Annotated in this window: 16 protein-coding genes; 4 read left to right on the plus strand and 12 right to left on the minus strand. The window is 57.0% G+C overall.

The features are described from left to right. Window positions 1-11: 11 nt before the first annotated feature. The 4 genes from E0L20_RS08345 to mutY form a co-directional block, all read right to left on the minus strand. The gene (locus E0L20_RS08345) at window positions 12-1,268 is read right to left on the minus strand and encodes a nucleoside permease (protein WP_131633556.1); all 1,257 of its coding nucleotides are present in this window, start codon (window positions 1,266-1,268) and stop codon (window positions 12-14) included. Between the two features lie 282 nt (window positions 1,269-1,550). Beyond that, window positions 1,551-2,627, minus strand: a complete 1,077-nt coding sequence (gene mltC, locus E0L20_RS08350) for a membrane-bound lytic murein transglycosylase MltC (RefSeq protein ID WP_131633557.1) — start codon at window positions 2,625-2,627, stop codon at window positions 1,551-1,553. A 124-nt stretch (window positions 2,628-2,751) separates the two neighbouring features. Beyond that, on the minus strand, window positions 2,752-3,024 hold the full coding sequence (locus tag E0L20_RS08355; RefSeq protein WP_003862425.1) for an oxidative damage protection protein: 273 nt from the start codon (window positions 3,022-3,024) through the stop codon (window positions 2,752-2,754). A gap of 26 nt (window positions 3,025-3,050) precedes the next feature. Next, on the minus strand, window positions 3,051-4,103 hold the full coding sequence (gene mutY / locus E0L20_RS08360) for an A/G-specific adenine glycosylase (RefSeq protein WP_207389440.1): 1,053 nt from the start codon (window positions 4,101-4,103) through the stop codon (window positions 3,051-3,053). Window positions 4,104-4,247: 144 nt separating this feature from the next. On the opposite strand from mutY, the gene trmB reads away from it, so the two are divergent. From trmB to E0L20_RS08375, 3 genes are read left to right on the plus strand one after another with little or no spacing between them, the layout of a single operon-like run. After that, on the plus strand, window positions 4,248-4,967 hold the full coding sequence (trmB, locus tag E0L20_RS08365) for a tRNA (guanosine(46)-N7)-methyltransferase TrmB (RefSeq protein WP_131633559.1): 720 nt from the start codon (window positions 4,248-4,250) through the stop codon (window positions 4,965-4,967). Next, a complete protein-coding gene (locus tag E0L20_RS08370; protein WP_131633560.1) occupies window positions 4,967-5,293 on the plus strand; it encodes a YggL family protein in 327 nt (108 codons plus the stop codon). The genes trmB and E0L20_RS08370 overlap by 1 nt, the downstream gene beginning before the upstream one ends. 57 nt (window positions 5,294-5,350) lie before the next feature. Beyond that, window positions 5,351-6,067 carry a YggN family protein gene (locus tag E0L20_RS08375; RefSeq protein ID WP_131633561.1) on the plus strand — a complete coding sequence of 239 codons (717 nt, stop codon included), beginning with the start codon at window positions 5,351-5,353 and terminating at the stop codon, window positions 6,065-6,067. A 61-nt stretch (window positions 6,068-6,128) separates the two neighbouring features. Here E0L20_RS08375 and E0L20_RS08380 read toward each other — a convergent pair whose 3' ends face one another. The 6 genes from E0L20_RS08380 to E0L20_RS08405 form a co-directional block, all read right to left on the minus strand. Continuing rightward, entirely contained in the window at window positions 6,129-6,491 is a 363-nt protein-coding gene (locus E0L20_RS08380; protein ID WP_131633562.1) for an endonuclease domain-containing protein, read from the minus strand. A 63-nt stretch (window positions 6,492-6,554) separates the two neighbouring features. Beyond that, window positions 6,555-7,697 carry a radical SAM family heme chaperone HemW gene (hemW, locus tag E0L20_RS08385; protein WP_131633563.1) on the minus strand — a complete coding sequence of 381 codons (1,143 nt, stop codon included), beginning with the start codon at window positions 7,695-7,697 and terminating at the stop codon, window positions 6,555-6,557. Further along, entirely contained in the window at window positions 7,690-8,283 is a 594-nt protein-coding gene (locus tag E0L20_RS08390) for an XTP/dITP diphosphatase (RefSeq protein ID WP_131633564.1), read from the minus strand. The genes hemW and E0L20_RS08390 overlap by 8 nt, the downstream gene beginning before the upstream one ends. A gap of 3 nt (window positions 8,284-8,286) precedes the next feature. Continuing rightward, window positions 8,287-8,583, minus strand: coding sequence for a DUF167 family protein YggU (gene yggU / locus E0L20_RS08395; RefSeq protein ID WP_028018385.1), 297 nt, complete (start codon window positions 8,581-8,583; stop codon window positions 8,287-8,289). After that, on the minus strand, window positions 8,580-9,146 hold the full coding sequence (locus tag E0L20_RS08400; protein ID WP_131633565.1) for a YggT family protein: 567 nt from the start codon (window positions 9,144-9,146) through the stop codon (window positions 8,580-8,582). Before E0L20_RS08400 ends, yggU begins: the two co-directional genes overlap by 4 nt. A gap of 21 nt (window positions 9,147-9,167) precedes the next feature. Beyond that, on the minus strand, window positions 9,168-9,869 hold the full coding sequence (locus E0L20_RS08405; protein WP_131633566.1) for a YggS family pyridoxal phosphate-dependent enzyme: 702 nt from the start codon (window positions 9,867-9,869) through the stop codon (window positions 9,168-9,170). A gap of 17 nt (window positions 9,870-9,886) precedes the next feature. On the opposite strand from E0L20_RS08405, the gene E0L20_RS08410 reads away from it, so the two are divergent. After that, the gene (locus E0L20_RS08410; protein ID WP_131633567.1) at window positions 9,887-10,867 is read left to right on the plus strand and encodes a type IV pilus twitching motility protein PilT; all 981 of its coding nucleotides are present in this window, start codon (window positions 9,887-9,889) and stop codon (window positions 10,865-10,867) included. Window positions 10,868-10,877: 10 nt separating this feature from the next. Here the strand turns inward: E0L20_RS08410 and ruvX are convergent, their stop codons facing one another. Both ruvX and E0L20_RS08420 read right to left on the minus strand, forming a co-directional pair. Further along, entirely contained in the window at window positions 10,878-11,294 is a 417-nt protein-coding gene (gene ruvX / locus E0L20_RS08415) for a Holliday junction resolvase RuvX (protein ID WP_006811925.1), read from the minus strand. Next, window positions 11,294-11,854, minus strand: a complete 561-nt coding sequence (locus E0L20_RS08420; protein ID WP_131633568.1) for a YqgE/AlgH family protein — start codon at window positions 11,852-11,854, stop codon at window positions 11,294-11,296. The genes ruvX and E0L20_RS08420 overlap by 1 nt, the downstream gene beginning before the upstream one ends. Between the last annotated feature and the right edge of the window lie 14 nt (window positions 11,855-11,868).

Here is an 11,868-nt window from a genome sequence, read left to right on the forward strand (position 1 = left end):
CACATCAAGGATCAATGCGCAATCGGCTGCGCACCGTTCGGCACGCGCACGTGCTTGTACTTGAACAGCGCGATGAACGCGAAGAACAGCACCAGCGAGTACGCCGCGAAGATCAGCCACACGGGCTGCCAGTCGGTGATGCCGTTGGTGGTGTACATCTCTACCACTTTACCGCTCACCACGCCGCCCAGAATACAGCCGAAGCCGTTGGTCATCATCAGGAACATGCCCTGCGCGCTGGCGCGGATTTCAGGCTTCACCTCTTTCTCCACGAACACCGAACCGGAGATGTTGAAGAAGTCGAAGGCGCAGCCGTAAACGATCATCGACAGCACCAGCAGCACGGTGCCGAACGGGCTTGGGTCGCCGTAGGCGAACAGGCCGAAGCGCAGCATCCAGGCGGCGATACTGATCAGCATGACGTTCTTGATGCCGTAGCGGCTCAGGAAGAACGGGATGGTCAGGATGAACAGCGTCTCAGAGATCTGGGAGATGGACATCATCACCGACGCGTGCTCGACGATAAAGCTTCCGGCAAACAGCGGGTTGTTATCGAAGCTGTGCAGGAAGGTGTTGCCGAACATGTTGGTGATCTGCAGCTCCGCGCCCAGCAGCATGGAGAAGATAAAGAAGATCGCCATGCGTCTGTTTTTAAACAGCGCGAACGCGTCCAGGCCGAGCATGGCGCTCCAGCTCTGGTTTTTCTGCTGGTTAGACACCGGAATGTGCGGCAGCGTCAGGGTGAACAGCGCCAGCACCACGGAGAGCGCCGCACCGATATAGAGCTGCATATGGCTCAGCTCGAAGCCTGCGAAGCTCACGCCCCACATCGCCATGATAAAGCCGATGGTGCCCCAGATGCGGATTGGCGGGAAGTCGGTCACGATGTCCATGCCCGCAGACTTGATGCGGTGGTAGGAGATGGTGTTGATCAGGCCAAGCGTTGGCATATAGGCCAGCGAGTTAAGCAGGATCACCATGAACATCGCCCCCGGCGTGGTCACTTCGGCCGCCATAAACAGCGTCCCCGCACCCACCAGATGGCAAAGCATGTACAGCCATTTCGCACTTAACCATTTATCCGCCACGATACCGAGCAGCGTTGGCATGAAGACAGCCGCAATACCGAGCGAACTGTATACGGCACCGATAGACGCACCGTCGAACTTGAGCGTCACAAACATATAGGAGCCGAGTGTGGTCAGCCAGCTACCCCACAGGCAGAACTGCAGAAACGACAAGATTTTAAGCTGCAGCTTAAGGTTCATGTTACTTTCCTCACAAGTGAGCGGGAGATATGTTGTTTTGGGAACATTCAGGGTTGTTATTTGATGCAATTCTATCAGTTGGCAACGATATGTTTTGTTACCTCCCGCAAAAAAATGCAATCCACATTAATTTGCAGTTTGGATTGTGATGCAAATAACATTTTCGTATGGATGGGGTGAGTGAGTGCGGCCTGATGCCCCCTCACCCTAACCCTCTCCCAGAGGGAGAGGGAACTTGAATACCCTCTCCCTCTGGGAGAGGGCAGGGTGAGGGGTAGCTTTTTAGCGGCGACGATAGTTCTTCTGCGCCGTATTCACCTTATACAGATAGCGGCGTGATTCCGCAGACGGATGGCGGGTGGTGAGGGTTGAGTAGACATCCCCCGGCGCCATGCTGTTGATGATGCTCGCGGCCTGAACTTTATCGTTCGAGAACACGCGGAGCACGCTGCCCGCACCACCGTTATAGGCGGTGATCACCGCATAGCGGCGCGACGTTGGGTTATCAATGCCGCCAAGGTAGACATTGCTCAGCATCGCCAGGTAGGCGGTGCCGGTATCGATGTTGCTCTGCGGATCGAACAGATAGCTGCGGCTCGGCGTGCCGGATTTCCCCTGCGAGCGGAAGACGTCTTTACCGGCACTGTGCTGCACAACCTGCATCAGCCCCAGGGCGTCGGAACGGCTCACCGCGTAGGGGTTAAACGAGGATTCGGTCTGCATGATCGCCAGAATCAACGACTCATCCACGCCGTACTTCCGCGACGCCTGATGCACCATGCCCAGGTATTTATGCGCACGCTTGTCGAGGTGGTTCGGCACCAGGTTGATGGTGATGCTGTAGATTACCTTCAGGCCGTTAGAGCGGCTTTTAAGGCGCGTCTGCAGCAGGTAGTCAGCAAATTTCGTGGCGCGGCCTTCCCAGCGGATCGGCTGCCCGGTCTGGTCGACGACCTGGCCGTACAGGAACGGCTCTTTGGAGATGGTGATGTCGTCGGCATCGGAATAGAGATCGATAGAGCCCGGATCGTCACCCATCAGCAGGGTTTTGATAATGGCCTGACGCAGGCGCGCCGCAGGTTCAGTCCCCGCGATGGTTTCAACCGTGATCGTACCGTCATCAAAGTTGATGTGGCTGCGGGTCTGATAGGCGTCAGTGTACTTAACGTAGTCCTTAGGTCCGGCGATAAGAACTTCGTTAAATCCCCAAATATTTTCGATGTTATGGGCAAACTGCCCCATCAAAATGTCAAAACCGTTGGTGTCCTTAACCCAGGCTTCGTTGTAATCATCGCCTTTTTTCGAGGAACAAGAGACCAGCAACGGCGCAACTAGAGCTAGCGCTAAAAGTTTTTTCATCATTCCGGGAGTGCGTGTTGTGTTTGCTTTGGGGGTGCTGTTGCCCGGCGGCGCTGCGCTTGCACGGGCCTACGGTTTTGTAGGCCGGGTAAGCGCAGCGCCACCCGGCAACAGCCGCGCGATATTATTTTTCCGGCGGCGTATAGCCTTCGATGTGCACGTCTTTTCCTTCGAACAGGAAGTTAACCATCTCCTGCTCAAGCAGCTTGCGGTGCTCCGGGTTCATCATGCTGAGTTTCTTCTCATTAATCAGCATGGTCTGCTTTTTCTGCCACTGTCCCCAGGCTTCTTTGGAGATTTCATTGTAGATGCGCTTGCCCAGGTCCCCCGGATAAAGCTGGAAGTCCTGGCCTTCAGCGTCGCGCTGCAGGAAAGTACAAAAAATCGTTCTGGCCATACTCATTCCTCTTTTGCTTGTCGATGCTAAACCATTGCACCGGCACGTAATTGTTGTAACAGGCGCTCCACGGGAGCCGCGAGCCCGACTGATGGCGGTTGCGCTAAGTTATACCAGAGAGCAGTGCCTTCATCCATGCACGAGGTGAATGACGACACGGGAAGCCACATCGGCACAATATCCAGGTGGAAATGGCTGAAGGTATGGCGGAACGCCGTCTGCTGCGTGAGGCTATCGGCGGCGATCCCGCGCTGTTTGAGCCATTCCCGCAGCAAATCTTCGTTTTCAAACTGTGGGAAGCAGTATAGACCACCCCACAGGCCGCTCGGCGGGCGCTGGGCGAGGAAGACCTCATCACCGTGCTGCATCAGCAGCATATAGCCGGTGCGCTCCGGCAGCGTCTGCTTGGGCTTTTTGCCCGGATATTGCGCCCATGAATGGTTAGCGTACGCCACGCAGAGGTTGTTCACCGGGCAGAGTTCGCATTTTGGTTTTGAGCGCGTGCAGACCATCGCGCCGAGATCCATCATCGCCTGGTTAAAACGCTCCACGCCTTTCGCCGGGGTGACCGCTTCACTTATTTCCCAAAGCCGTTTTTCCACGTCCTTCTTCCCCGGCCAGCCGTCGACGGCATAGCAGCGTGCAAGCACGCGCTTCACGTTGCCGTCGAGGATCGGAAAATGCTTGCTTAATGAAAGGGAGAGGATTGCGCCAGCGGTGGAGCGCCCGACGCCGGGGAGATCGGCCACCTCGTCGAAGGTTTCCGGGAATTTCCCGTTATGGCGCGTGGCGACCTGCTGCGCGGCCTTGTGCAGATTGCGCGCACGGGCGTAATAGCCCAGACCTGTCCACAGGTGCAGCACTTCGTCTAACGGCGCGTTGGCCAGATCGGTGACCGTCGGGAAGCGCGCCATAAAACGCTCAAAGTAAGGAATGACCGTCGCGACCTGCGTTTGTTGCAACATCACCTCGGAGAGCCATACTTTGTAAGGCGTTTTTTCAATTTGCCAGGGCAGGGTTTTACGCCCGTATTTGTCGTACCAGTCCAGCACCTGGGCTGAAAATTGAGAGGCTTGCATGGTCATCGATTCGCATAATCAGGGACGCAGATTGCAGCACAGCGTCAATCTGCTGTAAACCGGATCTTTCCCATGCTTGCATAGAAGCCTTAACTTTGGATAATGCCCGTTTCCCGAACACTCTCACAAGCAGACAACTCTTTTATGAAAAACGACGTCATTTCACCGGAATTTGATGAAAACGGTCGCCCGCTGCGCCGTATTCGCAGCTTTGTCCGCCGTCAGGGCCGCCTGACAAAAGGGCAGCAACACGCGCTGGACAACTACTGGCCGGTGATGGGCGTTGAGTTCACTGAACAGCCTGTCGATTTTGCCGACCTGTTTGGCCGCGACGCGCCCGTGACGCTGGAGATTGGTTTTGGCATGGGCACCTCGCTGGTGGCGATGGCAAAAGCGCGCCCGGAGCAGAACTTCCTCGGTATTGAAGTGCACTCGCCGGGCGTGGGCGCTTGCCTGGCAACGGCGCAGGAAGAGGGCGTTGAGAACCTGCGCGTGATGTGTCACGACGCGGTGGAAGTGCTGCACAAAATGATTCCTGACAATTCTTTGAACATGGTTCAGCTCTTTTTCCCTGACCCGTGGCACAAAGCACGTCATAATAAACGCCGTATCGTTCAGGCACCGTTTGCCGAGCTGGTGAAAAGTAAGCTTAAGCTGGGCGGCGTCTTCCACATGGCGACCGACTGGGAACCTTATGCGGAACATATGCTGGAAGTGATGTCGTCGCTGGACGGGTATAAAAACCAGTCTGAAAGCAACGACTATGTACCGCGTCCGGACTCACGTCCGGTGACAAAATTTGAACAGCGTGGCCATCGTCTTGGTCACGGCGTATGGGACTTAATGTTCGAGAGGGTGAAATAATGGCAAAGAATCGTAGCCGTCGTCTGCGTAAAAAGATGCACATCGAAGAATTCCAGGAAGTGGGCTTCTCCGTTGCCTGGCGTTTCCCGGAAGGCACCAGCGTTGAGCAGATCGATCGGGACGTTGACGCGTTCATCAACGATGTGATTGAGCCAAACAAGCTGGCCTTTGACGGGAGCGGCTATCTGGCGTGGGAAGGTCTGATCTGCACGCAGGAAGTCGGTAAATGCACCGAAGAACATCAGGCGCTGGTACGCAAATGGCTTGAAGACCACAAACTGCAGGATGTCCGCGTCAGCGAACTTTTCGACGTTTGGTGGGACTAATTAAGCATGTACGGGGCCAGCATTAGCTGGCCCATTTTGTCTGAGGGAGTGTTAAAGATGCGTAAAACGTTGCTGGCGGTTGCTTTACTGGCAATCGGAACCACCGCCCATGCGGAGTATAAATGTAGCGTCACCCCGCGTGACGACGTGGTATTAAGCCCGCAAACCGTGCAGGTCAAAGGCGAGAACGGCAATCTGGTGATTACGCCGGATGGCAACGTGACCTTTAACGGCAAACCGCAGAACCTGACGGCCGCGCAGCGCGAGCAGGCGAAGGATTATCAGGCCGAGTTACGCACCGCCCTGCCGTGGATTAACGACGGCGCGCTGACGCGCGTAGATAAAAGCCGCGTAGCGCTGGATAAGATCATCACCAAAGAGGTGGGTGAAAGCAGCAATATGCGCACCCGCCTGACCAAGCTGGACAAGCAGCTGAAAGAGCAGATGAACCGCATTATCGAGACTCGCACCGACGGCCTGACGTTCCACTATAAGGCCATTGATCAGGTGCGCGCCGACGGCCAGAACCTGGTGAACCAGGCGATGGGCGGCATTCTGCAGGACAGCATCAACGAGATGGGCGCAAAAGCCGTGCTGAAAGGCGGCGGTAACCCGCTGCAGGGCGTGCTGGGCAGCCTTGGCGGCTTGCAGACGTCGATTCAGAACGAGTGGAAGAATCAGGAAGCTGATTTCCAGCAGTTCGGCAAAGACGTGTGTAAGCGCGTGGTGTCGCTGGAGGATAGCCGTAAGGCGCTGGTGGGGACGCTGAAGTAATTTCCCCTCACCCTAACCCTCTCCCCAAAGGGGCGAGGGGATGGTTTGCTCCCTCTCCCTTTCAGGGAGAGGGCCGGGGTGAGGGTTGAGGCGCTTGCAGTGTTTCAAGGATCTTTTCCAACACAGCCTCTTCGTTATTCCAGAGTTCGTTGTTCCAGAATCGAATAACGAGCCAGCCCTTTTGGTTTAACCACAACGTCCTTTGACGATCGTATTCCTGATTTTCATCATGTTGCCCGCCATCCAGCTCAACAGCCAGCCGAGCCGCACAGCAGGCGAAATCTAAAATGTAGTTTCCTACCGGATGCTGTCGGCGAAATTTATAATCAGCGAAACGGCGGCTGCGCAGTAAATACCAAAGCCGTCTTTCTTCCTTTGTCAGCTCGCGCCTGAGCTGTTTTGCATAAGAACGAATAATTTCCATCCCCACACTCTGCCAGCCTTTCCCTCAGCCGGCAGAACGGGATGCAAAATCCTGAATCAGCCTTCAGGAATCTTCGGCGAGGAACAGCTCAAGAAGGGAGTTCAAGAACAGCTTACCGTGCTCGGTTATCTGCCAGTACGCATCACACTCGGTCAGATACCCCTGCGCCAGCGCCTCGTCGATCTGCGGACGAATCACCGATTCCGGCAGCCCGGTGTACAGCGCAAACTCCGCGCGCGGTGCGGCTTCCAGCAGGCGGAAGCGGTTCATAAAGAACTCAAACGGCTTGTCCGCCGCCTCGACGTCGTGCTGACGCTCCAGGTAGCGGCCTTCCATATACCCGCGCGGGTGGCGGGTTTTGGCGGTACGCAGTATGCGTCCGTCCGGGAAGGTCACCTTGCCGTGCGCGCCGCAGCCAATCCCCAGATAGTCGCCAAAGCGCCAGTAGTTCAGGTTGTGCTGGCACTGATAGCCCGGCTTCGCGTACGCGGACGTTTCATACTGCTGATAGCCTGCAGCGGTCAAAAGCCTATGGCCCTGCTCGAAGATGTCCCACAGCGCGTCGTCGTCCGGCAGCACCGGCGGACGGGAGCCGAACAGGGTGTTTGGCTCGATGGTGAGCTGATACCACGACAGGTGCGGCGGGTTCAGTTCAATCGCCTGTCGCAGGTCGTCCAGCGCTTCTTCAAGCGACTGATCCGGCAGGCCGTGCATCAAATCGAGGTTAAAGCTGCGTAGCCCAAGCCCGGTCGCCAGGTTCGCCGCGCGCTTCGCCTCTTCCGGGCCGTGTATGCGCCCCAGACGCTTCAGCTTCGGTTCGCTAAAGCTCTGCACGCCGATGGAGATACGGTTCACGCCCGCGCGCTGATACTCGACGAAACGGTCGGCCTCAACGGTGCCGGGGTTGGCTTCCATCGTAATTTCAGCATCCGCCGCCAGGTTCAGACGCGCACGCACGCCGTCCAGCAGCGTTTGCATCGCCGGGCCTGAAAGCAGGCTCGGCGTACCGCCACCAATAAAAATGGTCTTAACTTCACGTCCCTGTGCGTAAGGTGCGTCGGCGTCCAGGTCGGCCAGCAGATGCGCAACGTAGTCATCGTGCGGCACTTCGCCCTTCAGCGCGTGCGAATTGAAATCGCAGTACGGGCATTTCTGCACGCACCACGGGATGTGAATATACAGACTCAGAGGCGGCAATTTAGCCATTACGTAACGCTTCCAGTAACAGTTTCAGCGCGCGTCCACGGTGGGAAATCGCGCTTTTCTCTTCGCGGGTCAGCTCCGCGGCGGTTTTGCCCTCGGTCGGGACAAAGAAAATCGGGTCGTAGCCAAAGCCGCCGCTGCCAGCCGCTTCAAGGGTAATCACGCCCGGCCAGCTGCCGTGGCAGACGACAGGCGTAGGGTCTTCTGCGTGACGCATATAAACCAGCACGCAGTGGAACTGCGCGGTGCGCTGTTCGTCAGGGACGTCTTTAAGCGCAACCAACAGCTTTTCCAGATTCTGCTGGTCGGTGGCGTCCTCGCCGGAATAGCGCGCAGAGTAAATGCCCGGCGCGCCGCCGAGAAAATCCACGGCCAGGCCGGAGTCGTCGGCAATCGCGGGCAGGCCGGTGACCTGTGCAGCATGGCGCGCTTTCAGGATCGCGTTTTCGATAAACGTCAGGCCCGTCTCCTCGGCGGACTCCACGCCAAGCTCGGTTTGCGCTACCACGTCCAGCCCAAAATCATTTAACAGCGAGGCCAGCTCGCGCACTTTACCGGCGTTACCGGTCGCGAGAACAACTTTTTGCATGGTTTAGTCCTGTTCTGTCAGAGCCGCGACTTCCGTCGGGATAGATTGCGGATTGAGGATTTTTACCTGTTTATGCCGCCCAAGTTCACCTTTTTCGATGATGACCTGGCTTTTGGCGACGCGAAACTGTTTGGCAAGATATTTGGTCAGATGCGCGTTCGCCTGGCCGTCAACCGGCGGGGCGGTGATGGCGACTTTTAGCTCGTCGCCATGCAGTCCAATAATACTGTCTCGGCTGGCTTTCGGCTGAATATAAAGCCGTAAAACCAGCCCGTCGGCGCAGGTGCTAACTGCACTCATAGCGCCATCCACAGCCCCGGCAGCAGCATGTTGCCCGTGGCCTGTAACAGCTCGGCAATCCCCATATTAGCCACATACAGCAGCAGCACGAGGATCATCGGCGAAAAGTCGATTCCGCCCATTGACGGCAGCAGGTTACGAATTGGGCGCAGCAGCGGTTCAGTCAGCTGGATCAGCGCGTATTCCACCGGACTGCGTCCCTGGCTCACCCAGCTCATGATCGCCATCACCAGCAGCACCCAGAAGATCAGCGACCCGATGGTTTTAATCAGGATCAGGACCGCAGCGATCCAGATAATGGGCTGGAAGGTGACAACCATAAACAGCACGATCGCTTTGATCACGCTCAGAATAAAGGCGACCAGCAGCGAAGCGCTGTCCAGAGGGCCCATAGCCGGAATGATGCGGCGCAGCGGCCCCACTACAGGTTGCGTGATTTTCACGACAAACTGCGAGAAAGGATTGTAAAAATCACAGCGTGCCCACTGCATCCAGACGCGCAGCAAAAGCGCCATCGTATACAGCTCAAGCACTGTTGAGAGCAGGAAAGTCAACGTCTTCATGGCGTTCCTCAGGTTTCCTTATTATTTTGAGTAGTCGCGCGCACCGAAAATTGCCGTGCCGATGCGCACCATAGTGCTGCCCGCCGCGATGGCGGCTTCCATATCATCCGACATGCCCAGGGAAAGCGTGTCTACCGTTGCGTAACGTGCCTTAAGCGCCTCAAATGCTACAGCCATTTGCTGCGCCACGGCAAATTGCCTTTCATAACTTGACTCAGGTGCCGGGATGGCCATCAGCCCGCGCAGGGTTAAGCGGGGCAGGGCGGCAACGTCCGCCGCCAGCGCATCCAGCTCGGCCAGCGCAATGCCGGACTTGCTGTTTTCATCGCTGATGTTGATTTGTATCAGCACGTTAAGCGCGGGCATTTCCGCAGGACGCTGGTCGTTCAGGCGCGAAGCAATGCGCAGTCGGTCAACGGTATGGCACCAGTCAAAGTGTTCTGCCACCAGGCGGCTTTTGTTCGACTGCAGCGGTCCGATAAAGTGCCATTGCAGCCCCGTATTCCCCTGTTCCTGGAAATAACGAATTTTATCCACGCCTTCCTGAACGTAGTTTTCACCAAACGCCCGGTGGCCCGCATCAATCGCTTCTGCGATGGCGCTCGCAGGCTTGGTTTTACTGACTGCAAGCAACGTAATTTCTTCTGAAGCACGGCCGCAACGCGTTGCGGCGGCTGAGATTTTGTCCCGGACCTGTGCCAGGTTATGCGCAATGTCGTTCATTTTCCGAGGAGTAGTCTATGGATGTGGAAGAAATTGTGGCCCTTAGTGTAAAGCATAACGTCTCCGATCTACACCTGTGCAGTGATTCACCGCCGCGCTGGCGCAGATTAGGCCGGCTTGAGCCGGCCCCCTTTCCGCCTCCTGACGTCGAAGCGCTATTAAAAAGATGGCTTAACGACGAACAGCAGGGCGCGTGGTGGGCAAACGGGCAGGTGGATTTTGCCGTCACGCTCGCGGGCAACCAGCGCCTGCGCGGCAGCGCGTTTAACCATATGTTTGGCGTCTCGATAACGCTGCGGCTACTGCCGCTTACCTGTCCGCAGCTTTCCGCACTGGGCGTGCCCCGGGCGATCCCGGAGCTGCTAGCGAACGACAACGGGCTGATTCTGGTGACGGGGGCAACCGGCAGCGGTAAATCCACGACGCTCGCGGCAATGGTGGATTTTCTCAACCATCATACTGACGGCCATATCCTGACGCTCGAAGATCCGGTTGAATTTATGTACCAGAGCGAACGCTGTCTGATTCAGCAGCGCGAGATCGGACAGCACAGCCCCTCCTTTGCCGAGGCGCTGCGCGGTGCGCTGCGTGAAGATCCGGATATTATCCTGCTGGGTGAACTGCGCGACAGCGAAACCATCCGGCTGGCGCTGACCGCGGCAGAAACCGGGCATCTGGTGCTGGCAACGCTGCATACGCGCGGCGCGGCGCAGGCCATAGAGCGGCTGGTGGATACCTTCCCTGCGCAGGAGAAAGATCCGGTGCGTAATCAGCTGGCGGGCAGCCTGCGCGCCGTGCTGGCGCAAAAGCTGCGTCAGGATGTTCAGGGCGGGCGCGTGGCGCTGTATGAACTTTTAGTGAATACGTCGGCGGCAGCAAACCTTATCCGCGAAGGGAAAACCTGGCAGTTGCCTGGCATCATACAAACCGGCCAGCAGGCGGGAATGCAGAATTTCGATCAAAGCCTGGCGGAGAGAAAGGCGCAGGGGCGGCTATAGGCCCCGGCGCTCAGTAACCCTGTTCGAAATAGCTTTCGAGGATAATGACGGCAGACGCTGAATCCACGCTGCCTTTATTCAGCGCCCGGAAGCCGCCGTGCTCAAACAGGCCAGCGCGCGCTTCGACGGTGCTTAGACGCTCGTCGTGGAGTTTGACGGACACGCCAAAACGGCCGTGGATTTTATTGGCGAACTTACGCGCGCGGGCGGTGAGCGGCTGCTCGGTGCCGTCCATGTTCAGCGGCAGACCCACGATCACGTCGTCTGGCTGCCACTCTTTGAGCAGGCGTTCGATAAGGTTCCAGTCCGGCGTGCCGTCGTTGGCCTTTAGCGCCGTGAGCGGGCGAGCTGTGCCGGTGATGCGCTGACCCACGGCCACGCCGATGCTTTTAGTGCCAAAATCAAAGGCCAGAAGCGTTCCGCTCATTACGCGTGCCCCGCGACGCCAGGCATGGTCAGGATATCGATGCCAATCAGTTTTGCCGCGTCACGCCAGCGATCGGCGATGGGGGTTTTGAACAGAATGTTCATGTCAGCAGGTGCGGTCAGCCATGCGTTATCAAGGATCTCTTGTTCCAGCTGGCCTTTCTCCCATGAGGCGTAACCCAGCGCAACCAGCACTTCAGAAGGCTGTTCAGCAGTCCCCAGGGTTTCGAGAACGTCGCGGGAGGTCGTGACAACCGTGTTATCAGAAATACGAATACTGGAAGAGAAAACAGGCGGCGTATGCAGGATAAAACCACGATCTTCAGCGAGCGGGCCGCCAAGCATTACCGGTTTATCAAGACGGATCTCCGGCAGGCGCTCTTCAGCGGTGATTTTCAGCTTGTCCAGAATCCCTTCAACCTGGAGGTTTTCCAGCGGCTTGTTGATGATAATCCCCATCGCCCCGTCTTCATTGTATTCACAAATATAAACCACGGCGCGGCGGAAAATCGGGTCCTGGAGAGCAGGCATGGCAATAAGAAAGTGATGCTGTAAATTCATTGTCAGAGGTACTG

The organism is Enterobacter wuhouensis (assembly GCF_004331265.1).
GTDB classification, from domain to species: Bacteria; Pseudomonadota; Gammaproteobacteria; order Enterobacterales; family Enterobacteriaceae; genus Enterobacter; species Enterobacter wuhouensis.

What these genes read in the sequence shown, in the direction of transcription:
- E0L20_RS08345 (WP_131633556.1), bottom strand. Translation starts at nt 1,268, where the DNA reads ATGAACCTTAAGCTGCAGCTTAAAATCTTGTCGTTTCTGCAGTTCTGC.
- mltC (WP_131633557.1), bottom strand. Translation starts at nt 2,627, where the DNA reads ATGAAAAAACTTTTAGCGCTAGCTCTAGTTGCGCCGTTGCTGGTCTCT.
- E0L20_RS08355 (WP_003862425.1), bottom strand. Translation starts at nt 3,024, where the DNA reads ATGGCCAGAACGATTTTTTGTACTTTCCTGCAGCGCGACGCTGAAGGC.
- mutY (WP_207389440.1), bottom strand. Translation starts at nt 4,103, where the DNA reads ATGCAAGCCTCTCAATTTTCAGCCCAGGTGCTGGACTGGTACGACAAA.
- trmB (WP_131633559.1), top strand. Translation starts at nt 4,248, where the DNA reads ATGAAAAACGACGTCATTTCACCGGAATTTGATGAAAACGGTCGCCCG.
- E0L20_RS08370 (WP_131633560.1), top strand. Translation starts at nt 4,967, where the DNA reads ATGGCAAAGAATCGTAGCCGTCGTCTGCGTAAAAAGATGCACATCGAA.
- E0L20_RS08375 (WP_131633561.1), top strand. Translation starts at nt 5,351, where the DNA reads ATGCGTAAAACGTTGCTGGCGGTTGCTTTACTGGCAATCGGAACCACC.
- E0L20_RS08380 (WP_131633562.1), bottom strand. Translation starts at nt 6,491, where the DNA reads ATGGAAATTATTCGTTCTTATGCAAAACAGCTCAGGCGCGAGCTGACA.
- hemW (WP_131633563.1), bottom strand. Translation starts at nt 7,697, where the DNA reads ATGGCTAAATTGCCGCCTCTGAGTCTGTATATTCACATCCCGTGGTGC.
- E0L20_RS08390 (WP_131633564.1), bottom strand. Translation starts at nt 8,283, where the DNA reads ATGCAAAAAGTTGTTCTCGCGACCGGTAACGCCGGTAAAGTGCGCGAG.
- yggU (WP_028018385.1), bottom strand. Translation starts at nt 8,583, where the DNA reads ATGAGTGCAGTTAGCACCTGCGCCGACGGGCTGGTTTTACGGCTTTAT.
- E0L20_RS08400 (WP_131633565.1), bottom strand. Translation starts at nt 9,146, where the DNA reads ATGAAGACGTTGACTTTCCTGCTCTCAACAGTGCTTGAGCTGTATACG.
- E0L20_RS08405 (WP_131633566.1), bottom strand. Translation starts at nt 9,869, where the DNA reads ATGAACGACATTGCGCATAACCTGGCACAGGTCCGGGACAAAATCTCA.
- E0L20_RS08410 (WP_131633567.1), top strand. Translation starts at nt 9,887, where the DNA reads ATGGATGTGGAAGAAATTGTGGCCCTTAGTGTAAAGCATAACGTCTCC.
- ruvX (WP_006811925.1), bottom strand. Translation starts at nt 11,294, where the DNA reads ATGAGCGGAACGCTTCTGGCCTTTGATTTTGGCACTAAAAGCATCGGC.
- E0L20_RS08420 (WP_131633568.1), bottom strand. Translation starts at nt 11,854, where the DNA reads ATGAATTTACAGCATCACTTTCTTATTGCCATGCCTGCTCTCCAGGAC.